This is a genomic window from Shewanella sp. SM32, assembly GCF_025654235.1.
Classification (GTDB): Bacteria; Pseudomonadota; Gammaproteobacteria; order Enterobacterales; family Shewanellaceae; genus Shewanella; species Shewanella oncorhynchi.
The window spans coordinates 90628-115534 of record NZ_JAKKRO010000008.1 but is presented as its reverse complement, the minus strand read 5'-3'; the positions used below and the strand labels follow the sequence as shown (position 1 = coordinate 115534).

The following is a 24907-nucleotide window of genomic DNA, read 5'->3' as shown; positions in this document are numbered from 1 at the left end:
AAAATCCTTGATAGAAGTATATAGAACACATATATTGGCGATGTATTGCACCAAATCTAAAAAAGGTAAACATCGTTTTTTTTCGTAAGCAGTTGACATTCAACGGAAAAAAAGTGAAGTTAAACTGTTTAATCTCATTGTTGAGTTAAATTGAGAGACTCAATATTGCATTGATTATTAATTCAAAAAAATAACTTCGCACAATCCAAGTTATGCAAAACTCAGCCCTTTCAGGGCTGTTTTTTTATGTCCGGATGCTACAAAAAAAAGCAGTTTTACATAACGTGAGATCACATTGTGCGCAGYTTTGTATGGAATCACTCTATACCTTTCAAATGATCGATTGGTTTGTTAAATGCACTTTCATGACGTTCAATTTGGCTTGTGTGCAAATATTGCGATGTAGTGTCGATACTTTCGTGACCAGCATCGGCTTGTACATGGGATAACGGTCTGCGGTTAATGTTGATATCGTGCGTAATGCCAGTGTGACGAATATTGTGGGCAGTAAGTTTGCGCATCTGCGCCGCATCTTGTGTAAAGCCATCGATTTCTATACGTTCTGCAGCCAGATTAATTATTTTTTGAATTTCATCGCGGACATGACGAATACCAAGATTGGCATTGAGGATACCAACATCTCGACCGCGTCCAGCAGCTTTGTGCCGTACAAACAAAGGATGATTTTCGTTTGGTCCAGGATAATCCGTTAATCCTAAAAACTGACGATATTTGACTAACGCATCGAGCAAGGCTTTTGAAATCGCAACACTGCGTCTTTTACCACCTTTACTCAACGGAATATGAAAACTCCAGATGCCCGTTTGCTGATTACGCTTAAACTGGTTCATCACCGGCGAATAACCTGCACGTGCAGACACATCTGAAATGCGTAAATAACAGCAATAAATCAATGTAACGAGGAATAAACTTCTTTGATGTAACTCAGGAAATTCTTCTGCAAGTCCAGTAACGGTCGTCATAATATATGACCACTGTAATTCAGTGAATGCGAGACTATTTTCATCTTCATGACTTTGACGCTGATATTGCCTATTTGCTGCAAATCGACTGTGATTAAGCCAGATTTGAGCAGGATTCCGCTCACAATATTCTTCACTTGTCAGATACGAATAAAACGAAGACAAGATGGCCATTTTTGTTTTTAACGCATTGTCGCTTAACGCATAAGGCTGGATTTGTCCGAGTCGTTTTTTACCTACAAATGGCCGCCATTGCGGGTTTGGAACCCGTTCATCATGCATTTTATCAAACTTGAACTGCGGCACATTAAAATAGCCAATCAGTGCTATCGGCGGCGCTTGGCAGTAATCAACGTAATGGCTCATGTCTTTGCGTGTGACTTCAATGGGCGACATTGAAACCACATCAAAACACCAATGCAGAAACGTAGTGAGCTCGCTGCGATAGGCTTTATAGTTGTTTTCGTTATGCTTTTGCTCAAACAACCAATCACTGGCGTGTTCGATCACTAAGCCCGCATCAGCCACCTTTTTCATGCTGATTTGGGTGATATATTGGTTAACAACACTATTGCCAACTTGTATGAATTCAAATGAGTCAAATAGCGGGATTACTGGAGGAAGTTGCATATTACATCTGAATTATAAGAGTTTCTTGTATGATAATACTTAAACGCAAATGCCGATAATGTTATTTATCGGCATCAAGATATATCAGATTTTTAGCGCAACTTGAAAATGAACATTGCTGACAAGTAATACGCTTTTTGCAACAGATCAAGCATAGCTGCCACACTTGCTGTTTCGATTGGCTATCTAAGCACGTGAAGTCAGATGCGCAGATGTGTCCATCATGTATCAGCTGTGCCAATTTATGCGCTGAAATTGATAAGTTAATTCGATTCGTCATGCCCTTTCCCTCCCTATCATTGTTTGATAGTAATAGAATACACAAATGAGAATTGTTATCAACAATGTAATTTAAGGATTGCCACTCACCTCGTTATTTTATGCAAGATTTTGCACCGCTTTGAAATGTGTCTACTACACTGATTATGTGATCATTATTTTTACTTGAATGAGGTATCGGATGCTGATTGATCTTGCAAAGAAAAACCCTCTTTTTTCCGGTAAAAAGTCTACCGAGACAACAGAGTCTGGTATTCCTTGGAAGGTATTAGTGGTCGATGATGAACCTGATGTTCATACCGTCACTAAGCTTGCCCTCTCCCGCTTTAAACTTGATGGCCGTGCCCTCACCTTTATCAATGCTTATAGTGCCGAACAAGCAAAAGAATTACTCAATCAAGAACATGACATCGCCATTGCCTTTATTGATGTTGTCATGGAAAGTGACCATGCAGGGTTAGAACTAGTAAAGTGGATCCGTGAAGAATTATTGAATAAAACCACTCGATTGATCTTACGTACAGGCCAGCCAGGGCAAGCACCTGAAGAAGACGTTATCGTCAATTACGATATCAATGATTACAAAGCAAAAGCTGAACTGGATTCCCGTAAACTGATGACCAGCGTCTACTCAGCCCTTCGCTCTTATCGCGATATCATGGAAATCGAGCAAGCAAGGCGCACCCAAATAAATCATCGTAAGGGCTTAGAAAGAGTACTAGAAGCTACCTCAGGATTATTTGAACTGCGCACCCTGCATAAATTCGCCGATGGGCTACTGACTCAAGTGGCCACTCTACTTAATCTCGATTCAGAAACGCTACTGCTGACTTGTAATGCAATTGATGCGATTAGTGGTCATGTTGAACCTGTCAATATAGAAATCCTTGCTGGTACTGGCCAATTTGCTAATAAATCCCACATTACGCAACTACCTGAACATATTGATCGTCTACTGCGCAGTGCGCTCACCCAACAGCGGTGCCTTTATGAAGACAATTGCTTTATCGGTTACTTTCCCACCAAAGGCGGTTTAATCAATCTACTTTATATGGATGGTATTGATAGAATTGATGATCTTGATAAGAAACTCATTGATATTTTTGCCATCAACGTGGGCATAGCTTTTGAAAATTTGCTGCTCAATCAGGAGGTGGAAGATACACAATCAGAGCTTATTTTACGTTTAGGTGATGTTGTTGAAAGCCGCTCGAAAGAAGCTGCCAATCATGTGAAACGTATGGCGGAGTATTGTTCTCAATTAGCATTACTAGCCGGTTTAAGTGAATACGAAGCCGATTTACTACGCCGTGCCTCACCAATGCATGACATAGGTAAAATTGCGATCCCCGATGCTGTCCTACTTAAACCCGGCAAATTAGATGACGAAGAATGGAAAGTTATGCGTCAGCACCCTATGATTGGCCATCAAATTCTTGCAAATTCTGAGCGACCAATACTAAAGGCCGCATCAATTATTGCACTGCAACATCATGAAAAATATGATGGTTCTGGTTATCCTGCAAATCTAAAACAAGACGAAATTCACATTTTCTCGCGGATTGTGGCAATCGCAGATGTGTTTGATGCCCTTTCCCATGCCCGCTGCTATAAAACAGCTTGGCCTTTAGAAGAGGTTTTAGCTGAAATGCGTAAAGGGGCGGCAACACACTTTGATCCTCACTTATTACAGCTCTTTATTGAAAATGTAGATATTTTTGTCAAAGTAAAAGAAAACTGGAAGGATCACTAATCTGTATAGTTGATTGTCTTGATGTTTAGAAATCCATATCAGGCACTTTCAAAGATATATCTAACCATTGTCATCTGCGAGAAAATCAAAAACAGCCGTTTTAGTTTCACCATTAACGCTAAAACTCACAAAGCCACGCCAAACCATGTAGCCACTACTACAAGAACCGTAGACTAACTGACCGATATAAGTCATTTCGTCAGTTTGCTTCACATTTACAGGAATAACGCCCATAAACATGTCTCTTCCTTCTAAGCGGATTTGCACATTAGAAATTGGCATGGAAGATAACAACTGTAATGTCAATGGCTTTTCGCTTGGTGCACTCCCTGGTGACAAGCGAAAAGTGAGCTCAACATCCCCAACTTTTTTAACACAATCCCCCTTAGAAAATTGGCAAAGTGAAGGATCAAGACTGCTTTTAAGTGTGACTTGCTTTGCATCTTCCTTACAAGCTGTGAGATTGAAGCTAAATAATGCGATAAATAAATAGGGACTCAGACGAGTTAGCACAAAGATTAACCTTATGATGCAATATGTTAACATTCTATGGCGTAGGTTGATCTAGATCAACTTTCCACACCCCTTCTTTGGTATCTTTTTTGATATGGCTCAAGTATCATTGCGAAACCTCATATTTGAGCAAAAATATGCAGGGTAACGCATTGACATCACTCAGCAACCTTAATAGGGAGGCTGAGTTTTATGTCATTTATAACAGGTAAAGCTTGTCTTTACTAAAAGTAAAAGTAATAAGCAGTGGAAGCATTATGATGAACCATTCCCAGCCAACAGGCGCTGATTACAATTACGCCATTGTCCGCCAATTTGCCTTAACCACAGTTTTGTGGGGTATTGTTGGTATGTCAGTCGGCGTATTAATTGCGGCTCAGTTAATCTGGCCTCAGCTGAACTTTGACACTCCTTGGTTAACGTATAGTCGCTTGCGACCATTACACACCAATGCGGTGATCTTCGCGTTCGGTACATCAGCCCTTTTTGCAACATCCTATTATGTCGTACAACGCACCTGTCAAACCCGACTATTTGCACCTAAGTTAGCCGCATTTACGTTTTGGGGATGGCAAGCCATCATTCTGTCAGCAGCTATCTCTTTACCAATGGGTTTCACCCAAGGAAAAGAATACGCTGAATTAGAATGGCCTATCGATATCGCAATTACTATCGTTTGGGTGTCCTACGCTATCGTGTTCTTCGGTACTATTATCAAACGAACAACTTCGCATATTTATGTGGCGAACTGGTTCTTTGGTGCCTTTATTATTACCGTTGCCGTACTTCACATAGTTAACTCTATGGCAGTACCAGTCAGTCTGTTCAAGTCATACTCTCTGTATAGCGGCGCTGTCGATGCTATGGTGCAGTGGTGGTATGGTCATAACGCTGTAGGTTTCTTATTAACCGCAGGCTTCTTGGGGATGATGTATTACTTCGTACCTAAGCAAGCAGGTCGTCCTGTGTACTCTTACCGTCTTTCTATTGTCCACTTCTGGGCACTGATCGCACTGTATATCTGGGCTGGTCCTCACCACTTACATTACACAGCTTTACCTGACTGGACTCAGTCTTTAGGTATGGTGATGTCACTGATCCTATTCGCACCTTCTTGGGGCGGTATGATTAACGGTATCATGACCTTGTCTGGTGCTTGGCATAAACTGCGTACTGACCCTGTGTTACGTTTCTTAGTTGTTTCTCTGTCTTTCTACGGTATGTCTACCTTTGAAGGCCCTATGATGGCAATTAAGACAGTTAACGCATTATCACACTATACAGACTGGACTATCGGTCACGTTCACTCCGGCGCGCTAGGCTGGGTTGCAATGGTGTCAATCGGTTCTCTGTATCACTTGATACCTGTATTGTTCGGTCACGGCCGTATGTACAGTATCAAGTTAATTAACGTCCATTTCTGGTTAGCGACTATTGGTACTGTGCTTTACATCGTCTCTATGTGGATTTCAGGTGTAATGCAAGGTCTGATGTGGCGCGCAGTGAATGCTGACGGTACTTTAACTTATAGCTTTGTTGAAAGTCTGGAAGCTTCTTATCCTTTCTACTTCGTACGTTTCCTTGGCGGTTGTTTCTTCCTGACCGGTATGCTGATCATGGCATATAACGTGATCCGTACTGTGAAAGCCTCTAAAGATTCATTGCCAGCATTGGCTGAACCAACAGCGGCTTAAAGGAGCAAACTCGATGAAATTTAATCATGAGATAGTTGAAAAAAACATCGGTTTGTTAGCGATTTTTACCGTTATCGCTATCAGCTTCGGTAGTCTCGTTGAAATCACACCGTTGATTTTTCAAAAAGATACGACTGAGCCAGTTGAAGGTTTAAAGCCATACACTGCCCTGCAAATTGAAGGTCGTGACATTTATGTTCGTGAAGGTTGTTATAACTGTCACAGCCAGATGATCCGTCCTTTACGTGCAGAAACTGAGCGTTATGGTCACTACTCTGTCGCGGGCGAATCAGTTTGGGATCATCCATTCCAATGGGGTTCTAAGCGTACGGGTCCTGATCTTGCACGTGTTGGCGGTCGTTATAGCGATAAATGGCATGAAGTTCACTTAATCGATCCTCGTGCTGTAGTTCCTCAATCGAATATGCCAGGGTTCCCATGGTTAGCCGAAAACAAGTTAGACGGCAAACTAACGGGTGACAAGATGACTATCCTACGTAACCTGCATAAAGGCGGTTACAAAGGTAATGATCTTTATACCGATGAAGAAATCGCAGGCGCACAGCAAGCTGTTGCAGGTAAGACAGAAATGGACGCCTTGATTGCATATCTTCAGTCTTTGGGTCACGCACTCAAATAAGGAGGCAATATATGGATTACGGCACATTACAAGGCATTTTAACCATCATTGTGATGCTGACCTTCGTCGGTATATTTGCTTGGGCATATAGCTCGCGTCGTCAAAAATCATTTGATGAAGCAGCTAACCTTGTGTTTTCCGATGAGGAAGTCAACAAGGTATCGAAGGACTCAGGAGAGAATAAGTGATGAGTAGCTTCTGGAGTGTTTGGATTACTGTACTCTCGTTAGTCGTGATCGCGGGTTGTTTTCTATTACTGCGTGTGTGTTCTAAGAACACCACTGACATAAAAGAAGGCGAATCCATGGGTCACAGTTTCGACGGTATTGAAGAACTCAATAACCCACTGCCAAAATGGTGGAGTTATATGTTCTATATCACTATCGTGTTTGGCTTGATCTATTTGGCACTATTTCCTGGTTTAGGTAACTACAAAGGCTTATTAGGCTGGACGAGTTCTAACCAGAGTATCGGTACAGAGCATGGCATTAAAGCCGATTCTGCTGCAGCGATTGAGCTAGCAGCAAAAGAAGGTCTTTATGTTCAGTATGATCAAGAAGTAAAACACGCTGATGAAAAATATGGCCCAATCTTCGCAGCTTACTTGGCAACACCACTAGAAGAATTAGTGAAAAACCAAGAAGCGTTGAAAGTGGGTGGCCGTTTGTTCCTGCAAAACTGTGCTCAGTGCCATGGTTCTGATGCACGTGGTAGCAAAGGCTTCCCTAATCTTACCGATGGTGACTGGTTATATGGTGGTGAATTAGCCACGATTAAGACCACTATCATGGCAGGTCGTCATGGCATGATGCCACCCAAAGGTGGTTTGCCAATCGAAGATAGCGAGATTGCTGGTTTAGCTGAATACGTTGTTAAATTGTCTGGTCGTGAGCATGACGAGAAACTCGCAGCCCAAGGTCAAGGCTCATTCATGAAAGGTTGTTTTGCGTGTCATGGTATGGACGCTAAAGGCAACAAGTTTATGGGTGCTCCTAACTTAACTGACGATGTTTGGTTATATGGCGGTAGCCGTGGCATGATCGAAGAGACCATTAAACATGGTCGCGCAGGTGTGATGCCAGCATGGAAAGACGTTCTCGGTGAAGAGAAAGTTCACGTCATTACAGCTTATGTTTATAGCTTGTCAAACAAGTAATTAGGTATAAGTAACACTAAGGCCTCGAAGACTTCGAGGCCTTTTTTTTAAAGTGCTAAAACCGTCTTTTAACGGTAAAATGGCGCAAATTTTTTGAATGGGTATCTGACATGAGCGAACAACAAGCCTGGTATAAGCAGTTCTGGCCTTGGTTTCTAATTATTCTTCCTTTATGTGCCGTCGTCGCAAGTTTTACCACACTAAAAATTGCCCTTACGAACTCGGACTCTTTAGTCGCCGAGGATTACTACAAAGATGGCAAAGCCATTAATATGGACTTAAGTAAAGTGAAGTATGCCAAACAAATAGGCATGAATTTTTCACTCGATCAAGCCAATAATGAGATTTTACTGACGCAGCAAGGGGGACCTGCATATCAAGCTGCCTTGAAAGTTGAGTTCTATCATCCAACCATTGCCGACAGAGATATGAAACTCACTGCGACGGCCGATGCCAGTAATGTGTATCGCATTACCATCCCTTCTACCCTAACCGGCCCTTGGGAAGTTCGCCTCGAAAGCTACGACGGTAAATGGCGAATTCACCAACGCGTTGAATTAAAAGATCACGTCCAACTTTGGCTAAATTGATTGTGGTTAAATAAGTAGCGCTATGACGTATCCAAGTTGTTTTCACTGCCAAGAGCCCGTTCTGACGGGCCAGCAGTTTGTGACTCGCATTAATGACCGTGATGAACTGATGTGTTGCCCTGGCTGCCAGGCGGTTTCTCAAGCGATTGTCGATGCGGGATTACTCAGTTATTACAAGTTCCGCACTGAGCCTGGCAGTAAACAGAATGCCCTGGTCCCCGAAGCATTAACGCAATTTAGCGCCTATGACTTGCCCGAAGTGCAGCAAGACTTTGTGCATTCTGAGGACAATGTCGAATCAGTGTCACTCTCCATCGATGGTATCACCTGTGCCGCCTGTGCTTGGTTAATTGAACACAAAGTCAAACAACTCGCGGGCGTGAGCCAAGTGCTAGTCAACTCAACCACCCAACGCGCTATGATCAGTTGGGATAAACGCAAGGTAAAACTTAGCGATATTCTCGGACAAATTAGTCGTATCGGCTATCAAGCCGCGCCCTACCAAGTTGACGAACAAGAGCTCAACAATAAACTCAATAGTCGCAAATTTTTACTGCGTTTAGGCTTAGCTGGCTTTGCGACTATGCAAGTCATGATGTTCGCCCTCGCCCTTTATACTGGCTACTTCACCGATTTAGACGTGCAGTATCGGGACTATTTCCGCTGGGTTAGCATGATTTTTGCAACGCCTGTGGTGCTTTATTCGGCGCAACCCTTCTATTTTAGCGCCATTCGTACCCTGCTCAGCGGCAAACTCAATATGGATGTGTCTGTTTCGATTGCCATTGGTGGTGCCTATACCGCAAGCTGTTTTGCCACAGTGAATGGCACAGGCGAAGTGTATTTTGAATCCGTATCCATGTTTACTTTCTTTTTGTTACTTGGGCGTTACTTCGAGCAAAAGGCAAGACAAAAGGCCTCGGTCAGCTCCAGTAATTTACATAAATTGGTGCCGCTCACTGCACACTTAGTCACCGAAAATGGTCAAGAAGAAATTCCGGCCAAAAAGTTACGCCTCAATGATGTGATCCTTGTGAAACCAGGGGAAATGGTTGCGGCCGATGGTGTGGTGATTGAAGGCCACACAAACATCAATGAAGCTATGCTCACTGGTGAGCAAATGCCCATTGAAAAGCAGCAAGATCAGCAAGTGTACGCTGGCACTATCAACGTCGATCAACCGATAAAAGTTAAAGTTACCGCGTTAGGGCAAGACCAACTCGTGGCGGAAATTATTCGACTGCAGGAGCTGGCATCCAATACAAAACCTGCGATAGCCCTATTAGCCGATAAATTATCCCGCTATTTCTCGGGTACGATTCTAACAATCGCGACGATGACTTATTTGGTTTGGCAACAGATTTCCCCAGAGGATGCCTTTTGGGTAACGTTATCGGTTCTGGTCGCCACTTGTCCTTGTGCCTTAGCGCTAGCGACACCGACCGCCGTCACCTGTGCAACCGCCATTTTTACCCGTCTTGGGATCATTACCCGCAAAGCCGGCGTATTTGAAAAACTGCCGCAGATTAAACATGTGGTCTTTGATAAAACTGGCACCCTTACCTGTGGTACGCTCTCTATCGGGCAAACGCAGTGCATGGCCGATTTAACAAAGACGCAGGCCTTAGCCATTGCAGCGGCGCTGGAAACGGGCTCTCGCCATCCGATTGCGGCTGCATTTGCCCTATTTGCCGATAATACCTTGGTCGCGGAGCAAGTTCACCATGAAGTCGGCTTTGGTGTTCGAGGCCGTATCGAGGGGACTGACTATTTAATTGGTAATGCTGTATTTACTGGTGCACGTATCGATACTCAGGACCCAACCCAAAAGATTTGGTTAGCACGCTCAGCCAATGAGCAGCTTGAAGTGCTTGCCAGCTTTGAGATCCAAGACAATATTCGTCAAGACAGTAAGGCCACGATTGAAATATTAAAGCAACAAGGTTGTCGCATCAGTATCGCTAGCGGCGATAGCTCCGGACATGTGCATCAACTGGCCAAAGAGCTGGGAATTGAAGATGTGCACAGCGGATTAACGCCCGCGGGTAAACTTGCCCTAGTAACGAAATTACAACAGCATACTCGCGTGGCGATGTTTGGCGATGGCATCAATGATGCGCCTGTACTTGCGGGGGCTGATTTGTCGGTCGCCATGGGCAGTGGCAGTGCGATTGCCAAAAACAGTGCCGATTTGATTTTACTGGGCGATCATCTATCCCGTTTCACCCAAGCTGTCGCGGTCGCTAAACTGACCACGCAAATTATTAAACAAAATTTAGCTTGGGCGCTGGGTTACAACGCCCTTATCTTGCCTTTAGCCGTCACTGGTCATGTGGCACCTTATATTGCCGCGATTGGCATGTCGGCGAGTTCTTTGATTGTGGTCGGTAATAGCCTGAGATTATTACGGGTAAAAGTGTGATCACAATAAAACGTTTAACCAGATAGTAAGAGGTCATTATGGAAATTATTTATGTGCTTATCCCCATTGCCATGATCTTCGTCGCCATCGCGGTAATGGTATTTTTTTGGGCAGTGAAATCTGAGCAATTTGATGATCTTGACCGTCAAAGTGTTTCTATATTGTTTGATGAAAATACTGATAAACCAGGCCATCTAGCTACCCCCGCCATTCAGTCAACAGCAGAAAAAGATGACGTCGTAGCGCAGCAAGCAATAAAAAATCAGCAAAAAGGCATGCTTTTGTGATTGAGTACAATGTCACCGGTGCCTTTCTCGTCGGCTTGATGGGAGCAGCACATTGTTTTGGTATGTGTGGCGGTTTAGTGGGCGCTTTTTCCGCCCAAATCCCTCATCCTAAAATAGGTAACCAGCTGGCCCATCAGCTTAAATATTTACTGAGTTACAATTTAGGCCGTATTTTAAGTTATACCTTAGCGGGCGGCTTAGTGGGCGCATCGTCGGCAGGTCTTGGTCGCTTATTTGAGCTGGATATTTATCTGATTGTCCTGCGCATGATTGCCGGACTGATGATGATCGCAACAGGACTTTACATCGCTAAAATTTGGGTTGGAATAGTGCAAATTGAGCGTGTAGGTCAATGGCTATGGCAATATTTAAAACCGCTAGCGCAGCGCCTTGTTCCAATCAAGAATCCGAGCCAAGCAGTCATGGCGGGATTCATTTGGGGCTGGCTCCCCTGCGGCCTCGTCTATAGCACCTTAACTTGGTCGGTTGCATCTGGCTCTGCCAGCCAAGGCGCCTTGATTATGTTAGCCTTTGGCTTGGGTACTTTACCCGCCCTATTAAGTGCTGGCGTGGCGGCAAAACGCCTTGCTGCATGGGTACAAAAGAAAACCGTTAGACTATTGAGCGGCTTACTGTTAATTGCCTTTGGTGGTCAAACTTTATATATCGCACTCGCGCAGCTAAACTAGCCCAAGTGCGTGAATTGGTTTAACATGGCAGCAGTGGATTAACTTGAGAATCAACATGACAATTGAACAAAATAAGAATCGTCGTCCTGCCGCTAGCGGATGCACAATCCATTGTCACGATTGCAGTATGGGTACCCTTTGTATTCCTTTTACCCTCAATGCAAGTGAGCTAGATCAGCTCGATGATATTATTGAGCGTAAAAAGCCAATCCAGAAAGGCGAGCAAATTTTTAAGTCAGGAGATGCGTTGAAATCCCTGTTTGCGATCCGCTCTGGCACCATCAAAAGTTACACTATTACCGAGCAAGGTGATGAGCAGATAACTGGCTTCCATCTTGCGGGTGATGTGATTGGTTTTGATGGTATTCACGCTCAGTTACATCAGAGTTTTGCACAGGCCCTCGAAACCTCTATGGTTTGTGAAATCCCCTTTAATATCCTCGATGAACTTTCGGGCACTATGCCTAAGTTACGTCAGCAGATCATGCGTCTAATGAGTAATGAGATCATGAGCGATCAAGAAATGATCCTGCTGCTCAGTAAGAAAAATGCCGAAGAACGTCTAGCAGCGTTTATCAGCAATTTAGCAAATCGTTTCGGCAGTCGTGGTTTCTCACCTAAAGAATTTCGTTTAACCATGACCCGCGGTGACATTGGCAATTATCTCGGTTTAACCGTTGAAACCATCAGCCGCTTACTTGGACGCTTCCAAAAGTCAGGCTTGATTGAGGTTAAGGGTAAGTACATCACTATCCTCGACTCGCAAGAGCTAAATCTGTTAGCGGGTAATTCTCGCATCGCGAGATAGTCAATCGCAAGAGCATTAACCGTGAGAGGTCAAGCCTAAATAATTGTCGCCAATAGCATAACAGTTTAATGGTGAAAGCTGTGCTTGCTAGACATGTCATGCAGATTAAGGCATGATTTTTAAGCGAGTTTTAATCAATTTCAAATGAGTTTGATCTAGAACAATACAGCTCACTGCCAAAGGCTCATGATGATATTGAGCCTATGACTAAAGGAACCTCCCATGAAGGATTATCAAAAAATACTGGTTGTGGTTGACCCTACCACTGAGAATCAAGTTGCCCTTGCACGAGCGGTCGCCTTGGCCAGTAAATGCAACGCTCAAGTCACTGTGTTTCTTTCTATCTTCGACTTCTCTTACGAAATGACTTCGATTCTGTCGAATCAAGAACGCGAAGCCATGCGTCAAGGTGTCATAGATCAACGGCTCGCCTGGATCCAAGACTTACTCGCCGCTTATACTCATCTGCAACTCAATATCGATACTCAAGTCATTTGGCATAACCGCCCCTTTGAAAGCATTATTAATCATGCCATTTCAGGGCAATACGATTTGATTGTTAAAGGCACCCATGCCCATGACAAACTCAAAGCGGTGATTTTCACTCCAACTGATTGGCATTTAATGCGTAAAGCCCCTGTGCCAGTGTTGATGGTGAAAGCCCATGACTGGCCAGCCGCGGGCAAAATCCTCTGTGCTGTGAATGTGGCAACCGAAGATACCGATCATCAAATGCTTAACGGTAAAATTATTGAACATGCAAAAGATTTGGCGAAAAAGTTCTCTGCTGAAGTACATTTAGTTAATGGTTATCCCGGCACGCCAGTTAACTTAGCCATCGAGCTTCCTGACTTTGATGCCCAGTCATACAACGAAACCATTCGCATGCAGCATGAGCAGCGCGTGAGTTATCTTGCGAGCGCTTATGATATTAATCCAAGTCATTGCCATGTAAAAGAAGGTTTACCAGAGGATGTGATCCCTGAGCTTGCTGAAAAACTTGATGCTGAATTGGTGATCCTAGGGACTGTCGGCCGTACCGGATTTTCAGCAGCATTGATAGGCAATACCGCTGAACATGTTATCGATAGCATCAACTGCGATTTATTGGCTATAAAGCCCGACGGTTATAAATCACCGTTAGAAGAAGCCTAAGCAATACGCGGCTCTTTACCCCGCCAAAGATAGCTGGAATAATACGCGCCCTGAAACTGTGTTACTGGGCGCTTTTTTATGCTTGAAGCTATATCTGAAGTTACGGCAAATCCTATGCCGGAAGAATTATCAAAAAAACAAACTACCCGTCTGAATAAATTACAGAAGCGGCTTCGTCGTGAAGTGGGCAGCGCGATTGCCGATTACAATATGATTGAAGATGGCGATAAGATCATGTGCTGCCTCAGTGGCGGTAAAGACAGCTACGCCATGCTCGATATTTTGATGAATCTGCAGCAACGCGCGCCCATTCAGTTTGAAATCATTGCGGTTAATTTAGATCAGAAGCAACCTGGCTTCCCTGAACATGTATTGCCCGCCTATCTCGATAAGCTCAATGTGCCATATCACATCCTCGAGAAAGATACTTACTCGATAGTGAAAGACAAAATCCCTGAGGGTAAAACCACCTGCTCCCTATGCTCTCGCCTTCGCCGCGGCACGCTTTATGGCTTTGCTCAGCGTATCGGCGCCACTAAAATCGCCCTAGGCCATCACAGGGATGACATTATCGAGACCTTGTTCTTAAATATGTTCTTTGGCGGTAAGATGAAAGCAATGCCGCCAAAGCTGCTGTCGGATGATGGCGCTAATATCGTCATACGTCCCCTAGCCTATTGTCGCGAGAAAGATCTCGAAGAATATGCAAGCTTAAAAGAATTTCCAATCATTCCATGCAACTTGTGTGGCTCACAGGAAAACTTAAAACGCGCCGCAGTCAAAGACATGCTGAATCAATGGGATAAACAATACCCCGGACGCATTGAAACGATTTTCACCGCCATGCAAAACACCGCACCATCACAGGGTGTTGACCGTGAACAGTTCGACTTTGTGTCTCTAACACGTGACCCAGATGCGCCTATGCGTGGTGATGTTGCTGAAGCCAATCTGCCTGCATTCGATTTTCTTGATATCGCCAATAGTGGTCGTATCGATTTGGATGCAGCAAAACGCATTGATATTGTTAACACTTACGAAGTCTAACTTAGACTGAATTTAGCGCCTATTCAGTAAGAGAAGTTAACGCAACGAAAGTAAACAAGATAAATTAACACAACAAAAATGCCCACTTAATGTGGGCATTTTTATGGCTACAGAATAAGTTTATCTTTGAGCCAGCGCTTCTGAATCGCTTATCTCAAGACACCTATTCAAGATACAAAGATGATTACTTCACCCAAGGACTCAACACTAATGGCTGGGCACTGAAGCTTAGCGTGGTGATGCTTTCAAGCTCATTAGCGGCTAATTTATAACTGCCTTTTATCGCTTCTTCACGGCCATTAAGGAGTACATAGACTTCTTGTTCAGGTGAGAATTCAAAGTTTAAGCCAGTAATGGATTCCCTAAAATAACGCATCGGGAAGCCTTGCATAGCACCGAGCAGCGTGTCCATCTCAGTCATGATTTGTTGTAAGCGCGTTTTATCGTACTCGGCTAATGTCTGTTTTGCTCTCACTTGCATTGCAATACCACATCCCTCAGCGCTGCCAGCGAAATGCAGATTAACCAAGGCTCGCTGATCTTTTAAATCATCATCTAAGGGAATGAATAACCGCTGAGCATCAGTATACGTCAGTGGCGTTGAGGTTTTTTCACTGGAAATAGAACCACTTTGGATCAAACAATTCTTTTGCATTGGAACACTAAAAGCCACTTCCACGAGTTGATAACCGCCTTTATTGACTTGTTTTAACCTATCATAAAAGCCTTTATATTCAAGGGATACAGTTTCTGCAGCGGCGCTAGTTGCCAACAAAAACAGGCTACTAAACAACAGTTTTTTATACATCGACATTCACCAAATATTTTTCATTATGACGTAACATATCAAGCAGCTCATCAATATAAGCTTCTTGTCTTTCAGAATAATTCACTAAACCGTAAATCAATTGATCCGCTGTTGGCTCTAGCTCCTGTGAACGTAAATCTGCTCGAATAGAGCGAAATAACGCATAGGCAGTATTAGAGTTTAAATTACGCATATAGGATGAAACCGATTCATCGACCGATGAAAACACTTTCACCTCATGACTTTTACCCGAACCACGTGAGGACGGCACTATGCCGCAGCCAGAAGTAAAACACCATTCACCAAAAAAGTTAAAACCTTCTCTGGCAAAACGTGAACTCCCCCAACCCGATTCATTCGCGGCTTGAATTAACACCATAGATTCCGGCACGATATCGACACGTTTAAGTAAGCTTGCTAATGACTTAGCATCTACGTTACGCGCCGGATATTGGTATTTATCAAATAACGCATTGATCTGCGCTAATTCAGTATCAGATAAACTCTTACCATTATCGACTAAGGCAAGCATCTCATTGATAAAGCCACGCTCCATCAAGATAATGGCATTCTGTTGCTGAACAATCGGCCGCAGGAAATCAAAAAAAGCTTTCTTCTTTTCGGTAATGTCGCTGATCGCTGAAAAGTCAGGGACTTGCGTAACAGGATCGACATCGCTAACGAATTGGGGCGCAATAGCGGATGAGTCATTCGAGTGAGGAATGATCCAAACTCGTAATGCAAAAATCGCCACTATGACCATGGCTAATGCCAATGTAAACGAACCGATTCTACCCGTTTTCAATCATTCACCTTAGGTGTAACGCCCTTATTGGGCAAATAAAGGCCGGATTATAAGCTATTTGTCAGATTTCACGAAATTTGCCCATCATCATGATCACGAACTCAGGTACAATATTACGCCTGAGGCACCATTATCGAGTCGAGCTTGCTATTACGCCGTCATTTATAGATGCAAGCATTTGACTGAGTATTTATACTAAGGTTCCTTAGCGTTATCACCATTGCACAACGGCTCATGAGTCATCCCGCTTATAGCGACAATGGATGGCTATGACATTAAATTTTCGGGTATTCAGGAAGGAAAAACCCAGATGCAGCATTTGATGTTAAATCAATTTGAACGTGTCGTCGCCATCGGCGGAGGCCATGGTTTAGGCCGAGTATTATCCTCGCTCGATTTTTTAGGCAACCGCCTTACAGGGATTGTCGCCACCACTGATAATGGCGGTTCTACTGGTCGACTGAGAGCCGAACAAGACTGCATTGCTTGGGGTGATTTACGTAACTGCTTATCCCATTTAGCTAATCGTCCTTCCGTTGGCTCGCAATTGTTTGAATACCGTTTCCAAGGAGCCACTGAACTCAGTGGCCATAATTTAGGTAATTTAATCTTACTGGCTCTTGATCAACTCTGCGTTCGTCCATTAGAAGCGGTTAATCTCATCCGTAACTTACTTAAGATAGAAACCCAACTTATTCCCATGTCAGAGCAGCCCACTCACTTAGTGGCCCTGCAAGCTTGTGGCAGTAAAGTCTTTGGGGAAATTAATGTCGACAGTATGAATGAAGCGCCCATCGCGCTCTGCCTTGAGCCACAGGTCGATGCCACCTTTGAAGCCTGTGAGGCCGTTCGGCACGCAGATTTAGTTATCCTAGGCCCTGGCAGCTTCTTAACCAGTATCATGCCGCCACTGCTGTTACCTAAGTTCGCGAAAAGCCTCGCTGCAACTAAAGCGCAGGTGATCTTTATCGATAACCTTGCCGAAGAGGCCTCACCCGCGGGTCGGTTTAGCATTGAGCAACGTATCGCTTGGTGTCACCAGGTGATTGGTAAGCCCATTATTCACAAAGTACTTCGCCACGGTGAACAAACGCGTTTAGGGCCACTGATTAACTATTTTCCGTTGAAGAATCGCCATAATCCCAATCTACATGATCAAGCTAATTTATTAGATGCATTAAGCGCCCTGCTGCGACTCAATGATCTCACTCAACAACCGCTTGCCTGCTAGCTCTGACCTGTTAATCATTCAATCGAAATAATAAAGGACAGCAAATGCTGTCCTTTATACTGTAAAGCTAAAAGGAATGTCCCTTTAGTCTGTCTATAAGGCTGCAATAACCATTACAACACTTGTGCTATGGCTTTACAGATGACAGGCATATTCGTCTTAGTCATGCCTGCAACGCTAATGCGTCCAGAGCCGACAATATAAACACCAAATTCGTCTTTCAAACGTGCCACTTGGGCTTTGTTTAAACCTGAGAAACTGAACATGCCATTTTGGCGAGAAATAAAACTGAAGTCCTGAGTCACGCCCTCAGCCTTTAAGCTATCAACAAACAGAGTACGCATTTCGGCGATACGTTCACGCATCTCTTTGACTTCCTGCACCCACATGGCTTTCAGAGCTGCATCATTTAATATCGTGCTGACGATCAGTGCGCCGTGGGCTGGCGGATTAGAATAATTGGCGCGTATGGTACGTTTCACTTGGCTAAAAGCACGTACGGCAGCATCAGCATCTTCAGCCACCACAGTCACGGCGCCAATACGCTCGTTGTATAGACCAAAGTTTTTAGAGAAAGAGTTAGCGACCAGCAACTCAGACACTTTAGACGCGACTAAACGCAGACCTGCCGCATCTTCTTCAATGCCAGCACCAAAACCCTGATAAGCAAAGTCAAACAGTGGCACGAGTTTCTTATCAGCACACAATTGAGCAACAAGTTCCCATTGCGCCAACGTTAAATCGATACCCGTTGGGTTATGGCAGCAACCGTGTAGCAGCACGACATCGTCCGCATTGGCGTGAGACAAGTCAGTCATCATGGTATCGAAATCGATGTCATGGGCTTCTGCTTTGTAATAACCGTACTCTTTAACCGTTAAACCCGCCGTTTCAAAAATATTTTGATGGTTGGCCCACGTTGGATTGCTCACCCAAATAGTGTGCGAATCGGTATTACGCAGTAAAAACTCAGCAGCAATACGCAGTGCTCCTGTACCACCAGGTGCTTGCGCTGTGGCAGCACGGCCAGAAGAAATTAATGCACTGCCTTCGCCAAACAACAATGTTTGTACTACACGGTTATAAGCTTGAACGCCTTCAATGCCTAAGTAGTTTTTGGTCTTCTCTTGCTCAAGTAAAATGGCCTCGGCTTTTTTCACTGAAGCCAGAACGGGAGTCTGTCCTGCCTCATCCTTATAAATGCCAACACCAAGATTAACTTTATCCTGACGCGGATCAGCTTTAAAGGTATCGGTTAAACCAAGAATTGGATCAGCGGGTGCGAGTAATACTTGAGAGAAAATCATGACTACGTATCCTAATATGCGCGTGTAGGGGAAATTTCGGCTTATTTATACCACTGTCTTTAAGGGGGTAATAGCGACTTAAGTCCCTTCTTAGGGAAATTATTACACTATTGTCGATTCAACAATAAAAAGTACATTTTATTACGCAATTATTAGCCAAATAGTGACATTACTTAAATAAAGCGATTTACAACATCTAGATCACAAAATCACTCAGTTTTATATTGTAGAAAAGAAACAGGTCAGAAGTCGCAATACTGAATGAATAAAATAGTGGGCTTGGGCCTAACCAATCTATAGCTGTAGTGATACTAGATTAAGAATCATGAAATGTGGGTGTAGAAGTTATAAAGCAAAAAAGCCCTGACATCAGTCAGGGCTTTTCTGTTTTTTGGTACCCGAGGCCAGACTTGAACTGGCACGCTGTTACCAGCGAGGGATTTTAAATCCCTTGTGTCTACCGATTCCACCACTCGGGCAAACTCTTTATATTAACGACGGGAATCGTGTCATTAATACTTTAATCTATGGAGGCGCGACCCGGAGTCGAACCGAGATCGACGGATTTGCAATCCGCAGCATAGCCATTCTGCCATCGCGCCCAAACTGCCAAATTTATTAAAATTTGGAGCGACATATCGGGTTCGAACCGATGACCTATACCTTGGCAAGGTATCGCTCTACCAACTGAGCTAATGTCGCCTATCATTGCGCTTAATCATTTGAACTCATGCTCGGCATGCTTTCCCCTGACTGCGGATTGGCATTCTACCGATTTAGACCTCAGAGTCAATCAACAATTTTTAAAAAATGATCTAAGCCGTATCGTTTGCCCAATAAACCGCCACACCTCAGTAAAGTTGATGTTTCATTCATCAATTTAGGCTTTGTACCGATACTGATGCCGATGCTACCGCTAATTAAACGCGGCAGATAAACAAGGGATCATGGTGAGCTATGGAGTCGAGTCCAATAAAATTGTAGAAGTATAGAAAAACAAAAGCGCCCTATTGGGCGCTTTATTCAAAGGTTAAGCAAAGTCATTAATCACTCGAGCAAAACCTACGTGGGCAATTTACGCAGGTAGAGATAGCGTCATTAAACCTAACATCGTTTGCATTACGCCAACCACTTGGCAACTGTAACCAAATTCGTTGTCATACCATACATAAAGAATGGCACGCTTGCCTTCTGCAATAGTCGCTTGTGAATCAACCACACCCGCGTAGCGAGAACCGACTAAATCGCTCGATACAATCTCAGTAGAGTCTGTGTAGTCAATTTGATTTTGCAGTGGTGATTGTAGCGCCGTATCTTTCAGATACTCGTTAAGCTCATCTTTACTGGTCTCAGCATTCAGGTTCATGCTGATGATCGCCATAGAGACGTTAGGCGTCGGCACACGAATCGCGTTACCAGTTAACTTACCAGCTAATGCAGGTAAAGCTTTAGCAACCGCTTTTGCTGCACCCGTTTCAGTGATCACCATGTTTAATGGTGCACTACGGCCACGACGGTCAGCGGTATGATAGTTATCAATCAGGTTTTGATCGTTGGTATAAGAATGAATCGTTTCAACGTGACCATTCTCGATACCATATTTATCATTCACAGCTTTCAGTACTGGCGTAATAGCATTGGTGGTACAACTCGCCGCTGAAACGATAATGTCTTCAGGGGTAATATCGCCTTCGTTCACACCGTAAACAATGTTCTTAATCGCGCCTTTTGCAGGAGCCGTCAGTAATACTTTGCTGGCACCTGGGCTCTTAAGGTGTAAACCAAGACCCGCTTCATCTTTCCAAATACCTGTATTATCAACAATCAATGCATCATTGATGTCGTATTTAGTGTAATCCACTTCGTCGGGTGAATTAGCATAGATCACTTGGATATAAGTGCCGTTGGCTATGATGGCGTTGTTCTCTTCGTCAACTTCAACAGAGCCATTGAAAGGGCCATGGACTGAGTCACGACGCAGTAAACTCGCGCGTTTTTCTAAATCGCCTTTCTTACCGCCACGTAAAACGATAGCGCGTAACCTTAACTTATTGCTGCGACCTGTGCGTTCAATCAGCAAGCGTGCCAATAAGCGACCGATACGGCCAAAACCATAAAGCACGACGTCACGCGGTGCGACATCATCGGCATGGTCGATAGCATCGGCCAATTCTTTTGCCATATAGCTTTCAATTTCGCTGACATCAGTATGGTCGCGCCAGTAATTGACAGCGAGTTTACCAATATCCACTTTACATTGTTTAACTGCGAGTTTGCTCAAAGCTTGAACGAAGGGGAAACTCTCGCGTAAACGCAATTTTTCACCGACATGACGACGAACTAAACGGTGCGCTTTAATGATTTCAATCGTAGAAGCATTGAGTAACGGCTTGCCGTAGACCACGACTTCAACGCCTTGGTTACGGTACAACTTGCCTAACAAAGGCTGCATCGCCTCTGCCATTTCAAAACGTTCTTGCCAACTTTGTAGGTGTTTATCAGCGCTCATTTACAGATCCTTTATCTCACTTTTCAATAAAATGTACTGAAAGGTTTGAGTAACATGACGAAAAGACCAATAATCTAATGCGGGTTTTAGGGAAAACCCTGTTTTGGTCGGCGCCATTGTAATGAAAGTCGCGCTTTGTTGCCAGTAAGATATTTTCTGTAAATCTGTAATTTTATTAGAAAAATTATCGTTTGGAGAGTGTTTTGAGACAAAATCTAGTAATAATTACATCATTTACCTTAGGGATGAGCTTTTTCGGTCTTTTCGGTTGTGATAATGACCGAAATATCTCAGTAATTTGTAAAAATAATCCTGAAATTTGTGCCGATTTGCATAAGGACAGCTGGTGTTTGACTGAAAAGACCAAACTTATCCAAAACCGCTACAAGTTAAAAGACAACGAAAACCTCACAGGTAAGCAGCTCTACTCACAATTAACCTACCTTGAGGATTACAGCCGTTGTATTGAACTCGCCTCTGGCGTTCAGCATATCATCCACACCAATCGCACAGCAGATAGAGCCAGAGCCTTTAGACTAAGCACTCAAAATTTAAGTTTACTACAAGATCAAACCCGTGAACGGCAAGACCCTTTTATGTCCTATTACCAATGGACTCGCTTTGGCGATACCGCAGCGTTAAATAGATTATTAGAACAGGAAAACGCCGGCGAAGTGACTGACCCCTTTCTACTTGCCCAAGTCGCAACCTATTACAGCAATCGAAATGCCATCAAAGCGCAACAACTCTATCTTAAAGTCTTTGCGGAGATCCATTACGATGATTTCGACGTTAACTGGTTACTTGGGCTCGCATCTGCCTATCGCCAGCAACAAGTTTTAGATAAATCCTATATGCTGACGAAAGCAAATTTACTACTTACGCAGCAGAAGTATTCTGAGGAAAAAATGCTAGCCTTGCTCGGTGGCAATAAAACGCTGGCGACTGAACTCGATCTAAAAGCCCAAGCCCTTATCGATGTGCTAAAAAAGGGCACTTATTCTATGAGTCCAGTAAGACAATGGCTTGATCCTCAAGCGGTTGCCCAAGCGCCAACTGTAACTGAGGTGGTGCCGCCTGCGCCTGTCGAAAAAGTAAACTAAGCAACTGATGGCAAAATGTTTGCCATCTTGTAATTTTTTACCCAATTAACGCGTGAAAAATGGCGATTTCGCGACCGATGTAAAAAAAATACCTAATTTGTTAATCAAGACAGCGGTAAAATGCCGATTTAACTTGACGATAGCTGTCAGTTTGGTAATTTTACTACCAGTTGAATTTTATAATCACCAGAGGGATATGAGATGACTATCCGTGTAGCAATAAATGGCTATGGCCGTATCGGTAGAAACGTATTACGCGCCTTGTACGAAAGCGAAAAAGCTTATCCAATCAAGATTGTCGCTATTAATGATTTAGGCGACGCTTCAATCAACGCTCACCTGACAAAATACGATTCTGTTCATGGTCGTTTCAATGCGAAAGTTGACCATGATGCCGAAGCTATTTATGTGAATGGCGATAAGATCCTCACTTTCCAAGAACGTGATCCTGCAAAACTACCATGGGCTGAGTTGCAAGTAGACGTGGTGTTCGAATGTACCGGTATCTTCACTTCTAAAGAAACCGTTCAACCACATTTAACCGCTGGCGCGAAGAAAGTGATTATTTCTGCTCCAGGCAAAAACGTCGATGCCACAGTTGTTTACGGTGTGAACAACAACGTGCTGACGTCAGACATGACAGTGATTTCAAATGCTTCTTGTACAACAAACTGTTTAGCCCCTTTTGCTAAGCCGTTAAATGACGAGATTGGTATCGAATCAGGCCTGATGACCACCATTCACGCTTATACCAACGATCAACGTTTATCTGACGTGTACCACACAGATTTACGTCGTGCCCGTGCTGCGGCACTGTCAATGATCCCAACTAAAACTGGCGCAGCTGCTGCTGTAGGTTTGGTTGTACCTGAATTACAAGGTAAATTCGACGGTTTAGCGGTTCGTGTACCTACAGTTAACGTATCACTCGTGGATTTATCTTTCATCGCTGCCCGTGACACTACAGTTGAAGAAGTGAATGCCATTATTGAACGTGCTGCCAGCGTTGCGCCATTGAGCGAAGTGTTAGCGGTAAACAAAGAGCCATTGGTGTCTATCGACTTTAACCACAATGCGTTTTCTTCAAACTTTGACGCAACTCAAACCCGTGTAAACGGTCGTTTAGTGAAAGTGATGTCTTGGTATGATAACGAGTGGGGATTTAGTAACCGTATGTTAGATAACGCGGTTGCCCTGATGAACGCCAAGTAAGTAAGCGTAAAGTAATCTAGTCACTAGATTCCGCGTTACTCAATTAAGCCTCGCATTTGCGGGGCTTTTTATTGCCTTAGTTTTAATAAAAACAACAGACATAAAAATCCCCACTCTATGGCGGGGATTTTTATTAGGCTGAAGAAAAGCTAAATAATGGGCTTAGGCATTACCCTTCACTTTCATATTCAGTGTCTTGGCAAAATCCAGCATACGCGTCAGTGGGATAAGCGCTTTAACTCTTAAGTCTTCATCCACAAAAATCTCATGGGTGGTTTTATCGCTGTCGGCGAGTGACGCTTCAATTGCCTGCAAACCGTTCATCGCCATCCAAGGACAGTGGGCACAGCTCTTACAGGTTGCGCCATTCCCGCCCGTTGGCGCTTCAATTAAAATTTTACCTGGCGCCGCCTGCTGCATTTTATAAAAAATGCCGCGATCGGTTGCCACGATAAAACGCTCATTTGGCATGGTCTGCGCTGCTTTAATCAGTTGACTGGTCGAGCCAACTGCATCGGCCATCGCCACCACACTGGCTGGCGACTCAGGATGCACAAGAATAGCCGCATCTGGGTAAACGCTTTTCATATCGCGCAGCGCATTAGATTTAAACTCGTCGTGAACGATACAATCGCCCTGCCACATCAACATGTCGGCGCCCGTCTGCTTGGCAATATAGCTGCCTAAATGACGATCGGGTCCCCAAATGATCTTTTTGCCTTCGCTGTCTAAGTGCTCTACGATTTCAAGGGCAATACTGGAGGTCACCACCCAATCGGCGCGCGCTTTAACCGCAGCCGAAGTATTGGCGTAAACCACCACAGTATGATCTGGGTGCGCGTCGCAGAAAGCGCTGAACTTATCGATTGGGCAACCTAAGTCCAATGAACAGGTTGCTTCTAAGGTCGGCATTAAAATGGTTTTTTCTGGGCTTAAAATCTTGGCGGTTTCGCCCATAAACTTGACCCCAGCAACGATTAAGGTTTTTGCTGGGTGATCGCGGCCAAAGCGCGCCATTTCTAAGGAGTCTGAAACGCAGCCGCCAGTCTCTTCGGCAAGGGCTTGGATTTCAGGATCGGTATAATAGTGGGCAACCAGAACGGCATCTTTTTCAATGAGCAGTTGCTTGATACGCGCCTTGTAATCGGCTTTTTGCGCATCGGACAAAGGCACTGGTTTAGGCGGAAACGGGTAATCAATGGTTTCTATTGTTGGAGCAAATGGGCTGGGGGCTAACTGACTCATAACACATCCATCAGGATAACTACGTTCGGGAATTATACGTA

At 44.0% G+C, this 24907-nt stretch carries 23 protein-coding genes and 3 tRNA genes; 15 read left to right on the top strand and 11 right to left on the bottom strand.

All coding sequences use genetic code 11. From position 1 onward, the window contains the following. Positions 1 to 317: 317 nt before the first annotated feature. Complete coding sequence (locus tag L5M10_RS05415; RefSeq protein ID WP_263254974.1) at positions 318 to 1613, bottom strand: tyrosine-type recombinase/integrase; 1296 nt, start codon at positions 1611 to 1613, stop codon at positions 318 to 320. Between the two features lie 61 nt (positions 1614 to 1674). Beyond that, a complete protein-coding gene (locus tag L5M10_RS05410; protein ID WP_263161160.1) occupies positions 1675 to 1893 on the bottom strand; it encodes a hypothetical protein in 219 nt (72 codons plus the stop codon). A gap of 180 nt (positions 1894 to 2073) precedes the next feature. Here L5M10_RS05410 and L5M10_RS05405 point away from each other — a divergent pair, with 180 nt between their 5' ends. Then, on the top strand, positions 2074 to 3645 hold the full coding sequence (locus L5M10_RS05405) for a DUF3369 domain-containing protein (protein WP_113940482.1): 1572 nt from the start codon (positions 2074 to 2076) through the stop codon (positions 3643 to 3645). A gap of 60 nt (positions 3646 to 3705) precedes the next feature. Here L5M10_RS05405 and L5M10_RS05400 read toward each other — a convergent pair whose 3' ends face one another. Beyond that, entirely contained in the window at positions 3706 to 4191 is a 486-nt protein-coding gene (locus L5M10_RS05400) for a hypothetical protein (protein WP_206766122.1), read from the bottom strand. A 224-nt stretch (positions 4192 to 4415) separates the two neighbouring features. On the opposite strand from L5M10_RS05400, the gene ccoN reads away from it, so the two are divergent. The 11 genes from ccoN (at position 4416) to ttcA (ending at position 14646) form a co-directional block, all read left to right on the top strand. Further along, positions 4416 to 5852, top strand: coding sequence for a cytochrome-c oxidase, cbb3-type subunit I (gene ccoN / locus L5M10_RS05395; RefSeq protein ID WP_028759964.1), 1437 nt, complete (start codon positions 4416 to 4418; stop codon positions 5850 to 5852). 13 nt (positions 5853 to 5865) lie between these two features. Further along, on the top strand, positions 5866 to 6492 hold the full coding sequence (gene ccoO / locus L5M10_RS05390) for a cytochrome-c oxidase, cbb3-type subunit II (protein WP_028759965.1): 627 nt from the start codon (positions 5866 to 5868) through the stop codon (positions 6490 to 6492). An 11-nt stretch (positions 6493 to 6503) separates the two neighbouring features. Then, entirely contained in the window at positions 6504 to 6680 is a 177-nt protein-coding gene (locus tag L5M10_RS05385; RefSeq protein ID WP_028759966.1) for a CcoQ/FixQ family Cbb3-type cytochrome c oxidase assembly chaperone, read from the top strand. After that, positions 6680 to 7648 carry a cytochrome-c oxidase, cbb3-type subunit III gene (gene ccoP / locus L5M10_RS05380; protein WP_263161156.1) on the top strand — a complete coding sequence of 323 codons (969 nt, stop codon included), beginning with the start codon at positions 6680 to 6682 and terminating at the stop codon, positions 7646 to 7648. The genes L5M10_RS05385 and ccoP overlap by 1 nt, the downstream gene beginning before the upstream one ends. Positions 7649 to 7758: 110 nt before the next feature. Beyond that, entirely contained in the window at positions 7759 to 8238 is a 480-nt protein-coding gene (locus L5M10_RS05375; protein WP_028759968.1) for a FixH family protein, read from the top strand. 22 nt (positions 8239 to 8260) lie between these two features. After that, positions 8261 to 10660, top strand: a complete 2400-nt coding sequence (locus tag L5M10_RS05370) for a heavy metal translocating P-type ATPase (RefSeq protein WP_263161152.1) — start codon at positions 8261 to 8263, stop codon at positions 10658 to 10660. A gap of 38 nt (positions 10661 to 10698) precedes the next feature. Further along, a complete protein-coding gene (ccoS, locus tag L5M10_RS05365; protein ID WP_263161149.1) occupies positions 10699 to 10947 on the top strand; it encodes a cbb3-type cytochrome oxidase assembly protein CcoS in 249 nt (82 codons plus the stop codon). Next, positions 10944 to 11636 carry a sulfite exporter TauE/SafE family protein gene (locus L5M10_RS05360; protein ID WP_168827705.1) on the top strand — a complete coding sequence of 231 codons (693 nt, stop codon included), beginning with the start codon at positions 10944 to 10946 and terminating at the stop codon, positions 11634 to 11636. Before ccoS ends, L5M10_RS05360 begins: the two co-directional genes overlap by 4 nt. 55 nt (positions 11637 to 11691) lie before the next feature. Further along, positions 11692 to 12444 (top strand): electron transport transcriptional regulator EtrA, encoded by a 753-nt coding sequence (etrA, locus tag L5M10_RS05355; RefSeq protein WP_006081599.1) that lies wholly within the window; start codon positions 11692 to 11694, stop codon positions 12442 to 12444. Between the two features lie 222 nt (positions 12445 to 12666). Next, complete coding sequence (uspE, locus tag L5M10_RS05350; RefSeq protein WP_028759972.1) at positions 12667 to 13599, top strand: universal stress protein UspE; 933 nt, start codon at positions 12667 to 12669, stop codon at positions 13597 to 13599. Positions 13600 to 13677: 78 nt separating this feature from the next. Next, on the top strand, positions 13678 to 14646 hold the full coding sequence (ttcA, locus tag L5M10_RS05345) for a tRNA 2-thiocytidine(32) synthetase TtcA (protein WP_181800873.1): 969 nt from the start codon (positions 13678 to 13680) through the stop codon (positions 14644 to 14646). 184 nt (positions 14647 to 14830) lie between these two features. On the opposite strand, the gene L5M10_RS05340 is transcribed toward ttcA, so the two are convergent. Together L5M10_RS05340 and L5M10_RS05335 are read right to left on the bottom strand one after the other, a co-directional pair. Continuing rightward, positions 14831 to 15454 carry a DUF2987 domain-containing protein gene (locus L5M10_RS05340; RefSeq protein ID WP_263161146.1) on the bottom strand — a complete coding sequence of 208 codons (624 nt, stop codon included), beginning with the start codon at positions 15452 to 15454 and terminating at the stop codon, positions 14831 to 14833. Beyond that, a complete protein-coding gene (locus L5M10_RS05335) occupies positions 15447 to 16259 on the bottom strand; it encodes a glucosaminidase domain-containing protein (protein WP_113940491.1) in 813 nt (270 codons plus the stop codon). Before L5M10_RS05335 ends, L5M10_RS05340 begins: the two co-directional genes overlap by 8 nt. Before the next feature lie 310 nt (positions 16260 to 16569). Between L5M10_RS05335 and L5M10_RS05330 the strand changes: the two genes are divergently transcribed. Continuing rightward, complete coding sequence (locus L5M10_RS05330) at positions 16570 to 17490, top strand: YvcK family protein (protein WP_113940492.1); 921 nt, start codon at positions 16570 to 16572, stop codon at positions 17488 to 17490. Between the two features lie 113 nt (positions 17491 to 17603). On the opposite strand, the gene L5M10_RS05325 is transcribed toward L5M10_RS05330, so the two are convergent. The 5 genes from L5M10_RS05325 to L5M10_RS05305 form a co-directional block, all read right to left on the bottom strand. Then, the gene (locus L5M10_RS05325; protein ID WP_263161140.1) at positions 17604 to 18797 is read right to left on the bottom strand and encodes an amino acid aminotransferase; all 1194 of its coding nucleotides are present in this window, start codon (positions 18795 to 18797) and stop codon (positions 17604 to 17606) included. Between the two features lie 392 nt (positions 18798 to 19189). Further along, positions 19190 to 19276: transfer RNA gene (locus L5M10_RS05320), tRNA-Leu, on the bottom strand. Between the two features lie 49 nt (positions 19277 to 19325). After that, a tRNA-Cys gene (locus L5M10_RS05315) sits at positions 19326 to 19399 on the bottom strand. Positions 19400 to 19423: 24 nt separating this feature from the next. Then, positions 19424 to 19499: transfer RNA gene (locus L5M10_RS05310), tRNA-Gly, on the bottom strand. A gap of 373 nt (positions 19500 to 19872) precedes the next feature. Next, positions 19873 to 21306 (bottom strand): glyceraldehyde-3-phosphate dehydrogenase, encoded by a 1434-nt coding sequence (locus tag L5M10_RS05305; protein ID WP_263254973.1) that lies wholly within the window; start codon positions 21304 to 21306, stop codon positions 19873 to 19875. Between the two features lie 203 nt (positions 21307 to 21509). Here L5M10_RS05305 and L5M10_RS05300 point away from each other — a divergent pair, with 203 nt between their 5' ends. Next, entirely contained in the window at positions 21510 to 22409 is a 900-nt protein-coding gene (locus tag L5M10_RS05300; protein WP_263254972.1) for a DUF2989 domain-containing protein, read from the top strand. A gap of 201 nt (positions 22410 to 22610) precedes the next feature. Beyond that, positions 22611 to 23621: a type I glyceraldehyde-3-phosphate dehydrogenase gene (gap, locus tag L5M10_RS05295; RefSeq protein ID WP_006081590.1), complete on the top strand. Its 1011-nt coding sequence runs from the start codon at positions 22611 to 22613 to the stop codon at positions 23619 to 23621. 162 nt (positions 23622 to 23783) lie between these two features. On the opposite strand, the gene nadA is transcribed toward gap, so the two are convergent. Beyond that, positions 23784 to 24866 (bottom strand): quinolinate synthase NadA, encoded by a 1083-nt coding sequence (nadA, locus tag L5M10_RS05290; RefSeq protein ID WP_028759980.1) that lies wholly within the window; start codon positions 24864 to 24866, stop codon positions 23784 to 23786. Between the last annotated feature and the right edge of the window lie 41 nt (positions 24867 to 24907).

What these genes read in the sequence shown, in the direction of transcription:
- L5M10_RS05305 (WP_263254973.1), bottom strand. Translation starts at nt 21,306, where the DNA reads ATGAGCGCTGATAAACACCTACAAAGTTGGCAAGAACGTTTTGAAATG.
- L5M10_RS05330 (WP_113940492.1), top strand. Translation starts at nt 16,570, where the DNA reads ATGCAGCATTTGATGTTAAATCAATTTGAACGTGTCGTCGCCATCGGC.
- L5M10_RS05415 (WP_263254974.1), bottom strand. Translation starts at nt 1,613, where the DNA reads ATGCAACTTCCTCCAGTAATCCCGCTATTTGACTCATTTGAATTCATA.
- etrA (WP_006081599.1), top strand. Translation starts at nt 11,692, where the DNA reads ATGACAATTGAACAAAATAAGAATCGTCGTCCTGCCGCTAGCGGATGC.
- L5M10_RS05400 (WP_206766122.1), bottom strand. Translation starts at nt 4,191, where the DNA reads ATGTTAACATATTGCATCATAAGGTTAATCTTTGTGCTAACTCGTCTG.
- gap (WP_006081590.1), top strand. Translation starts at nt 22,611, where the DNA reads ATGACTATCCGTGTAGCAATAAATGGCTATGGCCGTATCGGTAGAAAC.
- nadA (WP_028759980.1), bottom strand. Translation starts at nt 24,866, where the DNA reads ATGAGTCAGTTAGCCCCCAGCCCATTTGCTCCAACAATAGAAACCATT.
- ccoN (WP_028759964.1), top strand. Translation starts at nt 4,416, where the DNA reads ATGATGAACCATTCCCAGCCAACAGGCGCTGATTACAATTACGCCATT.
- ccoO (WP_028759965.1), top strand. Translation starts at nt 5,866, where the DNA reads ATGAAATTTAATCATGAGATAGTTGAAAAAAACATCGGTTTGTTAGCG.
- ttcA (WP_181800873.1), top strand. Translation starts at nt 13,678, where the DNA reads ATGCTTGAAGCTATATCTGAAGTTACGGCAAATCCTATGCCGGAAGAA.
- L5M10_RS05325 (WP_263161140.1), bottom strand. Translation starts at nt 18,797, where the DNA reads ATGATTTTCTCTCAAGTATTACTCGCACCCGCTGATCCAATTCTTGGT.
- L5M10_RS05405 (WP_113940482.1), top strand. Translation starts at nt 2,074, where the DNA reads ATGCTGATTGATCTTGCAAAGAAAAACCCTCTTTTTTCCGGTAAAAAG.
- L5M10_RS05375 (WP_028759968.1), top strand. Translation starts at nt 7,759, where the DNA reads ATGAGCGAACAACAAGCCTGGTATAAGCAGTTCTGGCCTTGGTTTCTA.
- ccoS (WP_263161149.1), top strand. Translation starts at nt 10,699, where the DNA reads ATGGAAATTATTTATGTGCTTATCCCCATTGCCATGATCTTCGTCGCC.
- L5M10_RS05410 (WP_263161160.1), bottom strand. Translation starts at nt 1,893, where the DNA reads ATGACGAATCGAATTAACTTATCAATTTCAGCGCATAAATTGGCACAG.
- uspE (WP_028759972.1), top strand. Translation starts at nt 12,667, where the DNA reads ATGAAGGATTATCAAAAAATACTGGTTGTGGTTGACCCTACCACTGAG.
- L5M10_RS05385 (WP_028759966.1), top strand. Translation starts at nt 6,504, where the DNA reads ATGGATTACGGCACATTACAAGGCATTTTAACCATCATTGTGATGCTG.
- ccoP (WP_263161156.1), top strand. Translation starts at nt 6,680, where the DNA reads ATGAGTAGCTTCTGGAGTGTTTGGATTACTGTACTCTCGTTAGTCGTG.
- L5M10_RS05340 (WP_263161146.1), bottom strand. Translation starts at nt 15,454, where the DNA reads ATGTATAAAAAACTGTTGTTTAGTAGCCTGTTTTTGTTGGCAACTAGC.
- L5M10_RS05370 (WP_263161152.1), top strand. Translation starts at nt 8,261, where the DNA reads ATGACGTATCCAAGTTGTTTTCACTGCCAAGAGCCCGTTCTGACGGGC.